The following is a 17,312-nucleotide window of genomic DNA, read 5'->3' as shown; positions in this document are numbered from 1 at the left end:
AGCAAAACCCCTTATTTAACAGGAGATATATTATGCCGCAGGCCGTGCCTGACCTTTCCAACCTGCTTCGACAGGACATCCGCTTTCTGGGCAAGGCCCTGGGAGAGGTGATTCGTGATAGCGAAGGAAAGGCGACCTTCACGCTGATTGAAGCCCTGCGCCGGGCGGCTGTCAGTTTCAGACGTGAACACGATCCGCAGCAAGCACGGATTCTGGAAAAAGACATTCCCAAGCTGAACGATGCGCAGGCCCGTTCCGTGGCCCGTGCCTTTGCCTACTTTTTGCACCTGTCCAATATTGCCGAGGACCGCGACCAAAACCGTCGCCGCGAAGAGCAAGATCCTGCGAAACTGCTGGGCAGCCTGCAACACGCCATTCAGACCTTGATGGACCAGGGTCTGAGCGCCAAGAAAATTCGCCGCTATCTGCAAGAAGCCTGTGTGATGCCGGTGCTGACGGCTCACCCTACCGAAGTTCAGCGCCAAAGTACGCTGGCTGTGCATATGGCCATTGCCGATGAATTGAACGACCTGGATCACAAAGCCAGCGCCACGCAATCAGCCCGCACCCAGGAAAAGCTGACCGGTCTGGTGTCCCTGCTGTGGCAAACCCGCATGCTGCGCGATCACAAGCTGACGGTGATGGACGAGATCGATAACGCCCTGGCCTATTACGGCTCCACCTTCCTGCCCACCATTCCGCAGCTGTACCACGATCTGGACCGTTTGCTGGAACCGGGCAAAAAAAGCCTGCTGGATCAGAAAACACGTTCCCTTCCCGCCTTTTTGCGCATGGGCAGCTGGATTGGCGGTGACCGCGATGGCAACCCCAATGTGGGCCCTGAAACGGTTGAACAAGCGGTGCTGCGTCAGTCGACACGCGCGCTGCAACACTATCTGGAGCAGATTCGTTTGCTGGGTACAGAAATCTCCGTATCCGACGCACTGAACCGTGTCAGCAAAGACCTGGCGGCCTTGTCGGCCAGCAGCCAGGACCCGTCGCCACACCGTGTAGACGAACCTTATCGCCGCAGCTTTATTCATCTGTACGCCCGTATGGCGGCCACAGCGCAGAACCTGCTGGGCCGCGACCTGGCCGATCGCCCCACTTACGCCGCCCCACCCTACGCAAACCCGCAAGAATTCAAGGCTGATCTGCAAATCATTGCCGACTCCCTGGCTGAAAACAAAGGCGGCGCCATTGCCGGCCTGCGTTTGAACGAATTGATTCAAGCTGTGGAGGTTTTTGGCTTCCATCTGGCCACTTTGGACCTGCGCCAAAGCTCGGACGTGCACGAGCGCGTACTGGACGAACTGTTCCGCGTGGCAGGCACGCTGTACAAGGACGAACCCGTCAATTACCGCCAACTGTCCGAAGAAGACCGCATCACTTTGCTGCGCTCGGAGTTGCGCCACCATCGCCCCCTGGTTTCGCCCTGGTATCGCTACTCGGAAGAAACCGAGAAAGAACTGTCCATTCTGCGCAAAGCCGCCGAATGCCGCCGTCGCTTTGGTGCCCGTGCGCTGGAACAAACCATTGTGTCGCACACCGAAACGCTCAGCGATTTGCTGGAAGTGCTGGTACTGCAACAAGAAACCGGCCTGATCGTGCCCAACTCCAACGAGCCGGAGCATCAAGGTCTGATGGTTGTACCGCTGTTCGAGACCATTCCTGACTTGGAGCGTGGCCCGCAAATCATGCAGGAATGGCTGGATATGCCTGAAATCCGCCAGCGCGTGCGTCACGCTCAGGACAGCGTGCAGGAAGTGATGCTGGGTTATTCGGACAGTAATAAAGACGGTGGCTACCTGACCTCCAACTGGACGCTATACCGTGCCGAACGTGAATTTGCGCAGGTTTTCTCGCGCCGCAAAGTGCGTTTGCGCCTGTTCCACGGTCGTGGCGGTTCGGTAGGCCGAGGCGGTGGTTCCAGTTTCGACGCTATTTTGGCGCAACCTCCAGGCACCGTGAATGGTCAGATTCGTCTGACCGAGCAAGGCGAGATGATTCAAGGCCGCTACAAGGATGCGGACGTGGGCCGCTGGCATCTGGAGCTGTTTGTCGCTGCCACGCTGGAAGCCAGCCTGGGTTCACGCAAAGGCTCGTCCAATGACGACGAACATCTGGCTGCGTATGGTGACGCCATGGCCTGGATGTCCGAGCAGGCTCATCAAAGCTATCGCCAACTGGTCTACGGTACGCCGAACTTTGATCAGTACTTCTTCCAGTCCACGCCTATCAAGGAAATTGCTGGCCTGAATATCGGCTCGCGTCCTTCCTCGCGCAAGGCCACGCAAAGCATTGAAGACCTGCGCGCCATCCCCTGGAGTTTCTCCTGGGCACAATGCCGTCTGCCTATTCCTGGCTGGTACGGCATGGGCACGGCCTTGAACCGCTATCTGGAATCGGGGCTGCCCAATGATGGCCTGAACCGCAGCAAGCGCTTGGCTCAGTTGCAAACCATGGCGCGCGACTGGGCCTTCTTCCGCACGCTACTGTCCAATATGGAGCAGGTGCTGGCCAAGACTGACCTGGATATCGGCCTGAAATACGCCGGTCTGGTCGAGGACGAGGAACTGCGCGAGACCATCTTCACGCAAATCCGTGACGAGTTCGAGCTGACACACCGACTGTTCCGTGAAATCACCGGCCATGAACTGCTGGCGCACGATCAGGCTTTGCAAGATGCCCTGGCCGAACGCTTTGCCTATATTGACCCGCTGAACCACTTGCAGGTGGAACTGCTGCGCCGCCATCGCCGTCAAGGTGAAAAGGCCAACAAGCCCACACGCAGCGGTGTGAACAAGCAACACGTCATTCACCTGACGATCAACGGTATTGCGGCTGGCCTGCGTAACTCGGGCTAACTCCAAGCCATGGAAATTGACCTATTAATTACTTTTATAAATAAGCTAATTTCCAAAAGAAGTTAAGAGCGTACAATAAGCCATTACTACGCTTTCTGAAAAAGGCGTGATCCCTACCGGGGTCACGCCATATGGCTTATGGCGCTTGCAATCATCCTGGGAATTCTGACTGGCCTGTCGCTGGGCCTGACTGGCGCGGGTGGCGGTATTTTGGCCGTGCCCGCTTTGGTATTGGGCATGGGTTACAGCATGACGGCGGCCACGCCAGTGGCCTTGCTGGCTGTAGGCGCCGCCGCTCTGGTCGGCGCGCTGGATGGTCTGTACAAGCATATCGTGCGCTATAGAGCTGCCATGTTCATGGCTATCACGGGCGCTTTGGTCACGTCTTTGGGCGTACGCATCAGCCACGCCTTGCCGGAAAAAGTGCTGGTAACGCTGTTTGTCGCCATCATGCTGTGGATCGTCACCAAAATGCTGCGTCGTCCGGCGGCAACAGCACATGCTCATACACCCTGTTGCCTGAACCCGGAAACCGGCCGCCTGCGCTGGACGCCAGCAGGCACAGCCACCTTGGCTTCAATTGGTGCGGTAGCGGGTTTGTTTTCAGGCATGTTGGGCGTGGGCGGCGGCTTTCTGATCGTGCCTGCCTTGAAACGTTTCAGCGACCTGTCCATGCATAGCATTGTGGCTACATCCTTGATGCTGATCGCCCTGATCTCCCTGAGCGCTTCGGCCATGAGTCTGGCACACGGGGCGGAGATTCCCCTTAGCGGCTGGGTATTTGTAGCCTCGGCCATGGGCGGCATGGTGATAGGCCGACAACTAGCCCCTCATATTCCTTCTGTGCGCTTGCAACAGGGTTTCAGCATCCTCACCGCTGTTGTGGCCCTGTCCATGCTGGCACGTACCTATCTGTTTTAAGCCGCGATTCTGTACACGCGCTCAAGCAACACCGGATACATGGTTTTGAGCCAAGCGCCGCGCTTGGCTCAAAACTGCACATGCTTTACTCGCAAATACTGCCACCACCGTCTTGCGGATTCAGACGGTAATCGCTGAAAGAGCCGCCCTCACGCGGACGCACGGCGACAATGCGCTGAACAATATGGTCCGGATCGGCCCGGAAACCATGCTCATACGCCACGATATCCAGGTCCGCACACCAGCGCAGCAGCTCCCCCGGCTGCAACAGGAAGTCCGGATTACGCGGCGTGTTGTATTGCTCGTTGCCCACCCCAAAGGTTTCGTAAACCAGCACCCCACCTGGCTCCAGACTCTCCAGCAAAGTCGGCATCAAGGGGCGCCACAAGTACTTGGTCACCACCAGAGCATTGAACTTGCGCCCGGCAAAAGGCCAGGGACCATTTTCAATATCAGCCTGGATAATTTCCCCGTAAGGCGAAGTCGCTGCCACCGCTTCCGGGTCCCGGTCTACACCGATCACGGTATTGCCGCGCTCGGCCAACCAGCGGGCATTGCGCCCCCGACCACAGGCCACATCCAGAACCGTGCCCGGATTCGGAATCAAATGGGCCCATGCCTGTAACCAGGCGCTGGCCTGTCCCCTGTCGTTCATCCTTACCCCTTTGCTAAGCAGACAAAACGCCCATGGTAACGCAGCAGTGGGCAAGCTCAAGCACAGCACTGGCCTGGGCTACAATTGGCCCCGATTCCACGCTATTTTTTGAGGGTGTATGAAAGTTCTGCTGCAAAAACCCATATTGCTGATGGCCGTTCTGTGCCTACCTTTATGGTTTGTCTACGGCAACTTCATCCTGGCCGCCGTCACCTCCATCCTGATCGGGATGCTGGTGGGCATGATCCGCACCCTGCACCAAGTGACCCAGGCCAAGAAAGCCAGCGCCAAGAGCGCCGCCCCGGCTTCTTCCGAGACACCTAACGACAAGCCCAACTGACGCCATGAACGTACTGTCCGCCCCTGCCCTGCCACACGGTTTGCCTCCCCTGTCCGAGGAACTGAAAAAACACGTTGCACAGGTTAACGATTACTTGCTGGACCGCATTGCCGATGAAGGCGGTTTCCTGCCATTCGACCAATGGATGCACCATGCACTGTACGCCCCCCATCTGGGCTACTACACCGGCGGCAGCACCAAGTTTGGCAGCAATCAGCCAACGGGCGACTTTACGACGGCCCCCGAACTCTCCCCCCTGTTTGCTCAGACCCTGAGCCGTCAGGTCATGGAAGTACTGGAAGGCAGCCAATCCCTGTCCATTTTGGAGTTTGGCGCGGGTAGCGGCGCTTTGGCCGAAGCGCTGATTACGGAATTGCGCAAGCAAGGTATCGAGCCGCAGTATTCAATTCTGGAAGTATCGCCTGATTTGCGCGCGCGTCAGCAAGAGCGTCTGGCCCCCCTGCAAGCACAAATGCAGTGGCTGGACAGCACACCGCACAGCTTCAAGGGTTGCGTGGTGGCTAATGAAGTTCTGGATGCCATGCCTGCCAGCCTGTTCACGTTTGATGTGGCTGGCAAGGTGCTGGAAGTGGGCGTTATTGCCGCAGACGACAGCACAGCCCAAGGCCTGCCAGCACCTTTCTACCTGGCTACCCGCCCGGCTCCCGACCATCTGGCTTCGCTGGTGGCCGAGCGCGTGGAAGCGCAGCCCTTCTACCTATCCGAGATCAACCTGCAAGCCGAAGCCTGGGTGCGCAGCATGGGTACCTGGTTAAAGCAAGGCGCGGCCATTTTGATCGACTACGGTTTTCCGCAGCGCGAGTACTACCACCCGCAACGTGACAAAGGCACCTTGATGTGCCACTTCCGCCACTTTGCTCATGCCGAGCCGCTGGTGCTGGCTGGCTTGCAGGACATTACCGCCCACGTGGACTTCACCGCCATGGCGGATGCCGCCCTGGAGGCCGGTTTGGATGTGCTGGGCTATACCAGCCAGGCGCGCTTCCTGATGAATTGCGGCATCACTAATTTCCTGGCGTCCCCGCCGGAAGACCCATCGCCCGCCGTGCAACAGCAATGGGCACAGACCATGAGTGCCGCCAACAAGCTGCTGTCTGAAGCGGAAATGGGGGAACTGTTCAAAGTGCTGATTATTGGGCGCGATATTTCAGCCCCAGTGCTGGGCACAATGAGCGGAGATCGACGCGAACGTCTGTAAAGCGGCCTTGGGGAACTTCCTGAGGACATTTCCCTCAAGAGTCATAAGCAGAGATCAGCAAACGGCAGGGTATATACCTTGCCGTTTTTACGTGAAGCAACCGCGCCAGAACACTCCCCCGAGACATCGCCCCCTAGACGAACACGCACTCAGCAGAAAAAATAAGCGGCCTATTAGCCGCTTATTTTCTGAGTGTGCACTCCAGGCTGCTCACACATAGACTAAACAGACTGCTCCAAAGCTGCCAATCGAGCTGCGCGCACCGCTTCACGGATTTTGCCTGGCTCGGCCTTGTATCGAGCAGCAACTGCACCGGCATCCACACTGGCCATCACCTTTCGCAAGAAGTCCCATTCCAGCTCTGGAACGTCCTGCTGACAGGCCGCCGCACTGATCAGCTGAGTAAAGCGCTCTGGTTTGCGCAAGGCATCCAACGACTCCATGACTTGCAAGGCAGATTCCACATCTGCACGAGGCTGCAACAAGGCAGGGCTGGCCAACAGCACTGGCAAAAGACGGGCCTGGTCGCGCCATTCAGAAGGAGCTCGAATCTGCTCGGCCACCTGTCCTGGGGTGTCCGAAATATGGCACAGAACGGCAAAGCAGCTTGCCAGATCCAGACGCCTGTCTTTGGCGATCTGCACCTGCTGACCCACCTGATCGTTGTAGTTCAAGCCGGGCATGACACGCTCTAACGCGCCGACCTCCCGCAGTACCTCGAACATGCGAGCGGGCTGCTGGGCAGATAAACCTTTCGCTATTTCCAGATAGATGCGCTCAGGCACCAGCTCGTCCACTTCGCCCTGCTCGACCAGATCACGTGCCAGAGCCCAGGTATCGTCGGCCACGGTGAACTCGGTAAAGCGGGCCGCAAAACGTGCCAAACGCAGCAAGCGTACCGGGTCTTCGCTAAACGCGGTGCCCACATGCCGGAATAGACGGGCCTGCAAATCCGCCAAACCATTCAAGGGATCATGCAGATTCCCCGCCGCATCCACGGCCATGGCATTGATGGTCAGATCACGGCGACGCAAATCGTCCGCCAGGCTCACGTCTGTGCCGGTGTAAAAGGTAAAGCCCTTGTAACCACGGCCCGACTTGCGCTCAGTTCGGGCCAGGGCAAACTCTTCTTTGCTATGGGGATTCAGAAAGACAGGAAAGTCGCCACCTACGGGAACAAAGCCGCGCGCGGCCAGGTCTTCGGGCCGGGCACCGACTACGACCCAATCCTTGTCACCCGCTGGCAGCCCCAGCAAGGCATCGCGAACCGCGCCACCCACCACATAGACCTGCAAACCGTCCAGAACAGGATCTGGCGGCCCCATCAGGGCCGCCAGAGCTGCTTGCTGTCTGTTATCAAGCATGGACGAACTCATCAAGGCGAAATCGTACCCAAACGCCCTTTGAGGGACTGCGGCTGACCGCTGAACATCATGGCGTAATAGGTCGCGTTGGAGAGTACGTTTTTCACGTACAAGCGCGTTTCGGTAAAGGGAATGGTTTCGGCAAAAATGGCTCCTTCTACCGGAGTGTTCAAGCGCGAACGCCACTGGCGGGGACGACCTGGCCCTGCGTTATAGCCTGCCGATGCCAAGACCTGCGATCCATCCAATTGGCCCAGAACCATGTTCAGGTAATTGGTACCCAGCACCGTGTTCACCTCGAACTCGTTCACACGGGAGGGAGAGAAGTCGCGCATATCGATCTTGTTGGCCACCCATTTGGCGGTGGCAGGCATCAGCTGCATCAAGCCCGACGCCCCGACTCCCGAGCGTGCATCGGTAATGAAGCGCGATTCCTGACGGATCAGGCCATACACCCAGGCCGGGTCCAGATTGATGGACTTGGCCTGCTCGGTTACGCGGCCTTCAAAGGGCGCGATAAAGCGCTGGCTGAAGTCGATCTCGTTCTTGGTCAACAGGGAGGTATTCACCACGCGATCATAGATATGCTGCTCGCGCGCGAACTCGGCTGCTGCACGCAACTGTCTGTCGTTCATGCCACGCAAGGCAAAGTTCCACTCGGGTACCGCTTCCGGACGCCAACCCAGCTTGAACAGCTCCACCGCACGCAGCAAGCCCGCATTGGTACGGGCATCCTGCATGTCCAACGGCGTCAAAGGCTGTGGCTGAGGGGGCAAGGAAGGAGTCAGACCCAACTCTTCTGTGGCCAGCTGACCGTAGAAGTTCAGATCACCCACAATGGACTGGAACTTGGCACGAGCCTGATCTTTATGACCCAAGGCTTCATGGGCACGCCCCGACCAGTACACCCACACCGGCTCGGCCTTTTGCGCATCGTTCATCTTGTCGATGGCGGCAGAGACATGCTTCCACTCGATGGTGCCCTGACGCAACTCGGCGCGCACTTGCCAGGCATTGTTGTAATCCGTCATGGGGGTACGACCGGAGCGGCGATACCATTTGGCCGCATCGTCTTCCACCCGCAAGGCACTGATCAGACCGAACTGGCCCCACACCCAATTCAGGTTTTCCTGAGGGATTTTGCCGGCCCAGGTACGGTCGATATAGGCCGCTGCAGCATCACGCTGACCACGACCCAGACGGGACAAGGCCAAGGACACCAGCTCCGGATTGACCGAACTGTTGTTCACATTACGATCCAGCCACTTCTGCGGCGAAGCCATCAAGGCGGTGTAATCCTTCATTTGCGGCGCAGTGAAGATAATCGCAGCCAGGCGGCGGGCCTGGGATGTGCGGTTATTTTCCAGAGCATCACGCATCAGATCACGGACCTGATTCTTGCTGATCACTTTACGGGCGTACAACTGGTCCAGTGCCGACCAGCAGGCCTGGCTTGGAGAGAACGACGCCAGCAAGTCCTGCACATCCACAGGCTGACCGGCCACGTTCTGTGCCGACGCTACTGCACACTTCACAGCCGAGGTAGGGGCGTGAACGGGGGCCAGCTCACGCACCAAAGCATAGTTGCCGGTACGCGCGGCCGCCACAATCCAGTCGGACTTCAGGCGATTTTCCAGATATTCGTCTTGATTGCCGCTCAGGAACAAACGAATTTGCTCATCGGGCACGGGCGTGGTCGTATCCTGCAAAATCCGACGCAAGCGCCAGTATTCGGCGTAAGAACCCAGAACAGGATCATTCGCGGCAACCGGAGCCAGAGCATCGAGCGCCGTCCAGCGCTTGGCCTGCATGGCATCACGGGCGTCAATCAAAGCCTGGCGGGCCGTTGGCGGCACAGGCGGGACTCGATCCCAGCGGCGCACGGCTTCTTTGGCAGGCTGCAACACGACAGCTTGCTTGGCAACGGCAGGATCCGGGGAATGGGTCTGAGCTTGCGGCGACTGCGACCCCGCACAGCCGACCAAACCCAGGGCAAACACCACCAAAGCGCTCAAGGGCGGGCGAGGAAGCATGGATGCCATGCCCCAAGCTGGTGTTTTCTGGTACTTTAGCTGGTTGATACCCATAGTGACGGCCTTTAGAAAATCACCCATGATTCAGAACGTAGAGCATAACGCAGCCGCGCTGCGCACGCGACTAAAAGACCTGCGAGCCGGGCAGCCCTCCATCGACACCAACCGGGGCGCTTTGCTGATACGGGGCCGTCTGTTTACCTGGCTGGCCACCAACCGCAGCCGCCTGCGTGAACAGGGCCGTACCGAACCCACTACCATTGCCGCTTTCTGGCCTATGGCCCAGGAGCCGGACTTGCGCCCACTGCTGCTTCAATGGGTGGAAGAGGAAGGCATCAATGTCTGTCTGCCCGTTGTCAAAGAGGCCGATGCCCCTTTGAGCTTTGTCGAGTGGACACCCGAGACCGAAATGGAAAAGGGTCGCTACGGCATCGAAATCCCCATTTCCACTAAAACCATGCAACCGGATATTGTCCTGGTCCCAACCCTGGGCTACACCAGACAGGGTGATCGTCTGGGGTATGGCAAGGGTTACTACGACCGGACCTTGGCGGCGCTGAAAGAACAAAACCACGCTTTTACCAGCATTGGCATTGCCTGGGCAGTGGGCGATTTATCCGGCCAGGCCTACCAGCCCGCCCCGCACGACCAACGCCTGGACAGTATTCTGACTGATAAAGGCTGGGCTGTGCCCGCTCCGGAACTATAAGTAACCCGCTACCACAAACTGTTTAATCCACAACTCTGTTTGCCAAGCAGCTGATTAAACCGGGTCAGATGCTGGCTAGTCAGTTCCCCATGAAAAAACCCGCCAAATGAATGTGGCGGGTTTCTTATCGCGACGCGAAGTGCTTAGCGCCAGGTCAGATTCGGCAAAATAGCCATGCTCGCATCTGCCCCGTTCAGGGTGTACATGTGAATGCCAGGAGCGCCGCCATCGAGCAGGTCCTGACACAAGCGCGCCACCACATCGATACCGAAAGCACGAATCGATGCACGATCATCACCAAAATCGGCCAGTCGCAGGCGAATCCAGCGCGGCACTTCTGCACCGCACATGGTCGAGAACCGCAGCAACTGGGACGAGTTGGTAATGGGCATGATGCCCGGTGTGATCGGAATCGTGACTCCTTGCGCCTGGGCTCGCTCAACAAAGCTGAAATACGAGTCCGGGTTGAAGAAGTACTGCGTGATCGCACCGTGCGCACCAGCCTTGACCTTGTTCACAAAGTGACCCAGGTCGTCGCTAAAGCCTGTGGCCTGAGGGTGCATCTCGGGATAAGCGGCCACTTCGATATGGAAGTGTTCGCCATAGTTTTCACGAATGAATGACACCAGATCGCTGGCATAGCGCAGTTCGCCCGCGTCACCACCCATACCCGAAGGCAAGTCACCGCGCAGGGCCACGATACGTCGTATGCCCTGATCGCGGTAATTGTCCAGCATCTCGCCAAGCTGCGCGGGCGCCGTACCAATGCACGACAAGTGCGGTGCGACATCAAAGCCCAGTTTTTGCAGCAGTGCTACCGCATCGACCGTGCCAGCACGGGTGGAGCCACCGGCTCCAAACGTCATGCTGACATAGGCGGGGTTCAAGCCCATCAAGGACTTGGCGGTGCGCACCAGTTTTTCCTGCGCCGCGATATCTCGCGGCGGGAAAAACTCCAGGCTCAAGGTTTGCTTGTTGCTCATTTCATTAACAATCCCGACAGCAGCCCGGAAACCAGACTGTAGACGATCGCCCCAATCACGGCCCACCAGAAGCCTTCAACCTGGAAGCCTTTGAGGATGGAGCCCGCAAACCAGAACACCAAGGCGTTGAGCACCAGAAGGAACAAGCCCAACGTCACAATAGTGATGGGCAAGGTCAGCACAATCAGCAAAGGTTTGACCAAGGTATTGAGCAGGCCCAGTACCAGCGCAGCGATCATTGCCGAGCCAAACGAGGCAACCGTAATACCAGGCAGGATGTAGGCGACAACCAGCAGGGCAACAGCATTCAGGATCCAGACAAGTAGCAAAGTCATGATAGGGCTCCAAGAATAGGCGTCCGAAGACGCCGGTGCGTTTTAGTAGCGGTAGTGCTCAGCCTTAAATGGCCCTTGCACAGGTACGTTGATGTAATCCGCCTGCGCCTGAGACAAGGTCGACAAGTTCACACCCAATTTCTTCAAGTGCAAACGAGCGACTTTTTCGTCCAGATGCTTGGGCAGTACATATACTTTACCCGTTTCGTAGTTCTCGCCACGAGTGAACAGTTCAATTTGTGCAATGGTCTGGTTCGTGAACGAAGCCGACATCACAAAAGAGGGGTGACCAGTAGCACAACCCAGGTTCACCAGACGGCCCTTGGCCAGCAGAATGATGCGCTTGCCATCAGGGAAAATGATGTGATCAACCTGAGGCTTGATCTCTTCCCACTCCAGATCTTCCACCGAGGCCACGTCAATTTCATTGTCGAAGTGACCGATATTGCACACGATGGCCTGATCTTTCATGCGTTCCATGTGCGAGCGGTCGATCACGTGGTAGTTACCGGTGGCAGTCACGAAGATGTCGGCCTTGTCGGCGGCTTCTTCCATGGTCACAACGCGGTAGCCTTCCATCGAGGCTTGCAGGGCGCAGATAGGGTCAATTTCGGTAACCCAAACCTGGGCGCGCAAGGCGGCCAGTGCTTGGGCACAACCTTTACCCACGTCACCGAAGCCGCAAACCACGGCGATCTTGCCGGCAACCATCACATCGGTAGCACGCTTGATACCGTCTACCAGGGACTCGCGGCAGCCGTACAGGTTGTCGAACTTGGACTTGGTCACCGAGTCGTTCACGTTGATGGCAGGGAAAGCCAGTTCGCCTTTCTTGGCCATCTGGTACAGACGATGCACGCCTGTGGTGGTCTCTTCGGTCACACCCTTGATTTGGGCCAGACGGGTGGAGTACCAGGTTTTGTCGTTTTGCAGACGGGCACGAATGGAGGTGAACATGACGCGCTCTTCTTCGCTGCCGGGTTTGTCCAGAACGGACAGGTCTTTTTCTGCACGGGCACCCAGGTGCAGCAACAAGGTTGCGTCGCCACCGTCATCCAGAATCATGTTGGCCTGTTCGCCGGGCCAGTCGAAAATGTCGTGGGCGTATTGCCAGTACTCTTCCAGGGTTTCGCCCTTGACGGCGAACACAGGCACGCCAGATGCGGCAATGGCAGCGGCTGCGTGGTCTTGAGTCGAGAAGATATTGCATGATGCCCAGCGCACTTCAGCGCCCAGGGCGGTCAGGGTTTCAATCAGAACCCCGGTTTGGATTGTCATGTGCAAACTGCCGGCAATGCGTGCGCCCTTCAGGGGCTGGGAGGCAGCAAATTCCTCGCGGGTGGCCATCAGGCCAGGCATTTCGGTCTCGGCAATGGTCAGCTCGCGGCGGCCCCATTCAGCCAAGGAAATATCGGCAATTTTGTAATCGGTAAAAGTCACAGTCGGGCTCCGTTATACGGCACGCAGACTGCAGGGAGAGCAAATGAATTCTCACCAGCAGCCCGCCATGCAGGTCGTGGTGAGCGTCGTTCTCCAAGGTGGATACCACCTATCCATGCCCCGAGCCTGGCAAGACCGTGAGTCTTGTCGCAACGCCCCTCGAGGATGGCAAATGAATGTGGGTGATTGTACCCGTTTGGATCATCTTGGGAAGACAGCCCCACGGGTAAAAATCATAATTTCTTCTCATGAGACTGGCACTTGCCCGTCCCACCCAGCGTTGCTGGCTGACTGGTTTCCCGGCCCCGACAACGCTGTCAAACTGCAGCAAAGCGCCGCCCGCAAGCGGCCTTTGCCTATCTGCACATCGCTTAGATAGCCTGACGCAAAGCCTGGGCCTTGTCCGTAGCTTCCCAGCTGAACTCGGGTTCGCTGCGGCCAAAGTGACCGTAGGCAGCAGTCTTGGAGTAGATGGGACGCTGCAGATCCAGCATTTCGATGATGCCGCGTGGGCGCAGATCGAAATGTTGGCGAACCAGCTTGGCGATCTCGGTGTCCGGGATCACGCCTGTGCCTTCGGTGTAGATGGTGATATTGATAGGCTCGGCCACACCAATGGCGTAGCTCAGTTGCACCTGACACTGGCGGGCCAGACCGGCTGCCACAATGTTCTTGGCCACATAACGGGCGGCGTAGGCAGCGGAACGATCCACTTTGGAGGGGTCCTTGCCGGAGAAAGCACCACCGCCGTGAGGGCATGCGCCACCGTAGGTGTCCACAATGATCTTGCGACCAGTCAGACCGCAATCGCCTTGAGGGCCACCAATCACGAACTTGCCGGTGGGGTTCACCAGGAAGCGGGTTTTCTCGGTCAGCAGATCCGAAGGGAAGCATGGACGAATGATGTGTTCGATCACGGCTTCGTGAATGTCTTTCTGGGACATTTCAGGCGCGTGCTGAGTGGACAGCACCACAGTATCCACTTCGGTAGGACGGCCATCCACGTAGCGGAAGGTCACCTGGGACTTGGCGTCAGGACGCAACCAGGGCAAACGGCCATCTTTGCGCAGCTCGCTCTGGCGCTGTACCAGGCGGTGGGCGTACCAGATAGGAGCAGGCATCAGATCAGGGGTTTCGTCGCACGCGTAGCCAAACATCAGACCCTGGTCGCCAGCGCCCTGGTTCAGCAACTCTTCTGGGCTGCGATCCACACCTTGGGCGATATCGGGCGACTGCTTGTCATAGGCCACCAGAACGGCGCAGGACTTGTAATCAATGCCGTAATCGCCATTGTCATAGCCAATGCGCTTGATGGTGTCACGGGCAACCTGGATGTAATCCACGTTGGCGTGCGTGGTGATCTCGCCAGCCAGCACCACCAGACCGGTATTGCACAAGGTCTCGGCAGCAACACGTGCCTGAGGATCTTGCTCGAAAATAGCGTCCAGGATGGCGTCGGAGATCTGGTCGGCTACCTTGTCGGGGTGGCCTTCAGAAACGGATTCGGATGTAAAGAGAAAGTCGTTGTTGTTCACAGCGTAGCTTCCTTGAATAAGGGCTGATAATCAGCACGAGGTTGAACAAACTGCGTTGCACCTCGAAGCCAGCGATGTGGATACGATAGACGGGGCGCGACGCTTTAGCGGTTTATAGTGGGCAGCTTGCTGCCCGATCGCTCCGCAAGTTGTCGTTTAACTCAGCGATACAATCCATTTTAAGCGAAAATACGTATTTATTTCAGCAAAACTTCATTTTCAAGGATTGCCTGGCCCATGCTAGTGGCTCTTTTGCGCTTGATGGCTCGCCTGCCTTTACCCGTCCTGCATGGCTTGGGTAGAGCTATAGGCCGACTGATTTACGCCTTTCCCGGACGCTATCGCCGCCGTCTGCAAAGCAACTGTCGTCAAGCGGGCTACAACTCTCCGGCGTTCTTCCGACAAGCTGCCGGAGAAACGGGGGCCATGATAGTGGAAACCCCGCGCGTATGGCTGCACCCGCAAGCCTGTCTGGAACACTGCACAATCGACAATCTGCCCCTAGTACAAGCAACCTTGGCCGAAGGGCGCGGCATACTCTACCTGACCCCGCACCTGGGCTGTTTTGAGATGATTGCGCGCTACTTTTCCGGTGTGGATCCGATGACCGTTCTGTTCCGCCCGCCTCGTCAAGCGTTTCTGGAACCCTTGATGGTGGAGTCACGTGAGCTGCCAGGCCTGCATGCCGTACCCGCCAATATCAAAGGCGTGCGCGAACTGGTTCGCGCGTTTCGCCGAGGTGAGTCGGTAGGCATGTTGCCCGACCAGGTCCCCAGTGGTGGCGATGGTGTGTGGGCCCCATTTTTTGGTCGCCCTGCCCTGACCATGACACTGGCTGGCAAATTGGCCCGTCAGTCCAATGTGCCTGTGATTGTGACCGCTGCCGAGCGCCTGCCTAAAGGGCGCGGCTGGCATATTCACACCTTGCGCCTGCCCGAGCCGTTGCCCGAAGACCCGACGGAACTGGCCACCCTGATCAACGAATCCATGGAAAGCTTGATACGCCGTTTCCCCACCCAGTATCTGTGGGGCTATAACCGCTACAAGATTCCCCACGATGCGCCCCCTTTGCCTGGCGATACCACCCCATGAGTTTTAATTCTTACCCGCTGCTCAAATCCGTTTTCACCTACTTTGGCCGTGCCTCGGTACGCACGCGCCAGCGTTGGGGTGCTGTGCTGGGCGGGCTGGTGCATCGCTTTGCCTCCCGCCGCCGTCATATCGTGCGTACCAATCTGGATCTATGCTTTCCAGACACGCCCGAGAGCACCCGTCGCGAGTGGGAAAAGCAGCACTTTCGCCTGCTGGCCCAATCCTATCTGGACCGGGGCCTGCTCTGGTTTGGTTTGCCCAGCACTATTCTGAACACTCTGCACCTGACGGGCGAAGAACACATCACCCAAGCTCTGGAACAGGGTCGCAAGGTCATGCTGCTGGTGCCTCACTTTCTGGGTATGGATGCGGCGGGTACACGCCTGTCCATGTCCATCTCGCCGTTGGTTGCCTTTTACACTCCCCAACGCGACCCCCATGTGGATCGCCTGATGTACGAAGGCCGTAGCCGCTTCTCCTCCGTCCCGCTGATTTCTCGCAAAGACGGCATTCGCGGTCTGATGCGTGCGCTGCAAAAGGGCCAGCCGATTTATTACCTGCCTGATATGGACTTCGGCACCAAGGGCTCGGCCTTTGTGCCCTTTTTCAATGTACCGGCGGCCACGCTCTTGTCCACAGCCCAGATCGCACGCAACCAGGACGCGCTGGTGATTCCGGTCATTTCCCGCGTGGACGCCGAGACTGGTCACTACCATATTCAGGTGCTGGAACCCATGTCCGACTTTCCGGGTGAAGGCAGCCTGGAAGAAGCCACGGAACGCATGAATGCCCTGATCGAAAAATATGTGCGCGAAGACCCGCCGCAGTATTATTGGGTACATCGACGCTTCAAAACCCGCCCTGAAGGTCAACCCGGCATCTACTAGGCCCCATCATGCACAGCCCCACCACACCCCAGCCCGCTTCCTCGCTTTGGCGTTTCAGCAAAATGCACGGCGCGGGCAATGACTTTGTCATGCTGGATGGTGTCAGGCAAAGCATTGAAATGACTCCCGAACGCGCCCGCGCGCTGGCGGATCGTCACTTTGGCATTGGGGCGGACCAGATCTTGCTGGTTGAAGCCGCAACCGAACCCGGCGCGGATTTCCGATACCGCATATTCAACGCTGACGGTGGCGAGGTCGAACATTGCGGCAACGGCGCTCGCTGCTTTGTCCGCTTCGTACACGAACAAGGCCTGTCCTCGGCCAACCCTTTACGAGCACAAATTCGTACCGGCATCATCAGTTTGAATGACGATCCGGAGCTTGGCGTGGATGTCATGATGGGCACCACCCGGTTTGCCCCTGCCGATGTCGCTTTTGACCCTAGCGGGCTAGAACAGAAAGCTCAGGGCGAAGATACGCTGTGGCTTCTGCCCGTACCCGATCAAGCCGAACCTGTCGCCCTGTCGCTGGTGTCCATCTCCAATCCGCACGCCGTGCAGGTGGTAGACGATGTGCTGCAGGCGCCGGTTGCCAGCGTCGGCCCCTTCATCGAATCTCACCCGCGTTTTGCTCAGAAGGTCAACGCCGGTTTCATGCAGATTCTGGACGCCCATCACATCAAGCTGCGCGTCTACGAGCGCGGCGCTGGTGAGACCCTGGCCTGCGGTACAGGCGCTTGTGCGGCTGTGGTGGCAGGCATACGGCGGGGATTGCTCCAAAGCCCGGTTGTCGTTGATACTCGTGGAGGCAGTCTGCGCATTGAATGGGACGGACAGGCGCTACGCATGAGCGGCCCGGCCCAAACCGTCTTTACCGGACAAGTCGATATAGATGCACTGTGTGCGTCCCTAGCCAGAAAGGAAACCTTCTAG

15 protein-coding genes and 1 riboswitch are annotated in these 17,312 nt (G+C 57.9%); of the genes, 8 read left to right on the top strand and 7 right to left on the bottom strand.

The window, feature by feature from the left end; genetic code table 11:
- The first annotated feature begins 32 nt into the window (after positions 1–32).
- Together ppc and ACU6HM_RS07660 are read left to right on the top strand one after the other, a co-directional pair.
- Entirely contained in the window at positions 33–2,867 is a 2,835-nt protein-coding gene (gene ppc / locus ACU6HM_RS07665) for a phosphoenolpyruvate carboxylase (RefSeq protein ID WP_446763608.1), read from the top strand.
- A 138-nt stretch (positions 2,868–3,005) separates the two neighbouring features.
- Positions 3,006–3,788: a sulfite exporter TauE/SafE family protein gene (locus ACU6HM_RS07660; protein WP_446763607.1), complete on the top strand. Its 783-nt coding sequence runs from the start codon at positions 3,006–3,008 to the stop codon at positions 3,786–3,788.
- 85 nt (positions 3,789–3,873) lie between these two features.
- Here ACU6HM_RS07660 and ACU6HM_RS07655 read toward each other — a convergent pair whose 3' ends face one another.
- Positions 3,874–4,443 (bottom strand): class I SAM-dependent methyltransferase, encoded by a 570-nt coding sequence (locus ACU6HM_RS07655; protein WP_009462587.1) that lies wholly within the window; start codon positions 4,441–4,443, stop codon positions 3,874–3,876.
- A 118-nt stretch (positions 4,444–4,561) separates the two neighbouring features.
- Between ACU6HM_RS07655 and ACU6HM_RS07650 the strand changes: the two genes are divergently transcribed.
- Positions 4,562–4,783 (top strand): hypothetical protein, encoded by a 222-nt coding sequence (locus tag ACU6HM_RS07650; RefSeq protein ID WP_026484127.1) that lies wholly within the window; start codon positions 4,562–4,564, stop codon positions 4,781–4,783.
- 4 nt (positions 4,784–4,787) lie between these two features.
- Complete coding sequence (locus tag ACU6HM_RS07645) at positions 4,788–6,002, top strand: class I SAM-dependent methyltransferase (RefSeq protein ID WP_446763606.1); 1,215 nt, start codon at positions 4,788–4,790, stop codon at positions 6,000–6,002.
- 221 nt (positions 6,003–6,223) lie between these two features.
- On the opposite strand, the gene ACU6HM_RS07640 is transcribed toward ACU6HM_RS07645, so the two are convergent.
- Together ACU6HM_RS07640 and ACU6HM_RS07635 are read right to left on the bottom strand one after the other, a co-directional pair.
- Positions 6,224–7,366, bottom strand: coding sequence for a hypothetical protein (locus ACU6HM_RS07640; protein ID WP_446763605.1), 1,143 nt, complete (start codon positions 7,364–7,366; stop codon positions 6,224–6,226).
- 11 nt (positions 7,367–7,377) lie between these two features.
- On the bottom strand, positions 7,378–9,480 hold the full coding sequence (locus tag ACU6HM_RS07635) for a lytic transglycosylase domain-containing protein (RefSeq protein WP_230940618.1): 2,103 nt from the start codon (positions 9,478–9,480) through the stop codon (positions 7,378–7,380).
- On the opposite strand from ACU6HM_RS07635, the gene ACU6HM_RS07630 reads away from it, so the two are divergent.
- Positions 9,479–10,108, top strand: a complete 630-nt coding sequence (locus ACU6HM_RS07630; RefSeq protein ID WP_009462592.1) for a 5-formyltetrahydrofolate cyclo-ligase — start codon at positions 9,479–9,481, stop codon at positions 10,106–10,108. The two genes, ACU6HM_RS07635 and ACU6HM_RS07630, sit on opposite strands and share 2 nt — an antisense overlap.
- A gap of 143 nt (positions 10,109–10,251) precedes the next feature.
- Here the strand turns inward: ACU6HM_RS07630 and metF are convergent, their stop codons facing one another.
- The 4 genes from metF to metK all read right to left on the bottom strand — a co-directional run bounded on the left by metF (position 10,252) and on the right by metK (position 14,401).
- The gene (gene metF, locus ACU6HM_RS07625; RefSeq protein ID WP_021447042.1) at positions 10,252–11,091 is read right to left on the bottom strand and encodes a methylenetetrahydrofolate reductase [NAD(P)H]; all 840 of its coding nucleotides are present in this window, start codon (positions 11,089–11,091) and stop codon (positions 10,252–10,254) included.
- Complete coding sequence (locus tag ACU6HM_RS07620) at positions 11,088–11,426, bottom strand: phage holin family protein (protein WP_446763604.1); 339 nt, start codon at positions 11,424–11,426, stop codon at positions 11,088–11,090. The genes metF and ACU6HM_RS07620 overlap by 4 nt, the downstream gene beginning before the upstream one ends.
- 42 nt (positions 11,427–11,468) lie before the next feature.
- Entirely contained in the window at positions 11,469–12,866 is a 1,398-nt protein-coding gene (gene ahcY / locus ACU6HM_RS07615) for an adenosylhomocysteinase (RefSeq protein WP_446763603.1), read from the bottom strand.
- Between the two features lie 74 nt (positions 12,867–12,940).
- A riboswitch (S-adenosyl-L-homocysteine riboswitch) is annotated at positions 12,941–13,033 on the bottom strand.
- A 204-nt stretch (positions 13,034–13,237) separates the two neighbouring features.
- Entirely contained in the window at positions 13,238–14,401 is a 1,164-nt protein-coding gene (gene metK / locus ACU6HM_RS07610; protein ID WP_009462596.1) for a methionine adenosyltransferase, read from the bottom strand.
- Positions 14,402–14,638: 237 nt separating this feature from the next.
- Here metK and ACU6HM_RS07605 point away from each other — a divergent pair, with 237 nt between their 5' ends.
- The 3 genes from ACU6HM_RS07605 to dapF are packed head-to-tail and all read left to right on the top strand — an operon-like array spanning position 14,639 to position 17,312.
- Positions 14,639–15,493 carry a lysophospholipid acyltransferase family protein gene (locus ACU6HM_RS07605; protein ID WP_250756641.1) on the top strand — a complete coding sequence of 285 codons (855 nt, stop codon included), beginning with the start codon at positions 14,639–14,641 and terminating at the stop codon, positions 15,491–15,493.
- Entirely contained in the window at positions 15,490–16,380 is an 891-nt protein-coding gene (locus ACU6HM_RS07600; RefSeq protein ID WP_009462598.1) for a lysophospholipid acyltransferase family protein, read from the top strand. The genes ACU6HM_RS07605 and ACU6HM_RS07600 overlap by 4 nt, the downstream gene beginning before the upstream one ends.
- A gap of 8 nt (positions 16,381–16,388) precedes the next feature.
- A complete protein-coding gene (gene dapF, locus ACU6HM_RS07595) occupies positions 16,389–17,312 on the top strand; it encodes a diaminopimelate epimerase (RefSeq protein WP_446763602.1) in 924 nt (307 codons plus the stop codon).

The sequence above is a fragment of the Alcaligenes sp. RM2 genome (assembly GCF_052931795.1).
Note: the sequence above shows the minus strand (reverse complement) of the source record. Positions and strands in the feature narration are given on the sequence as shown.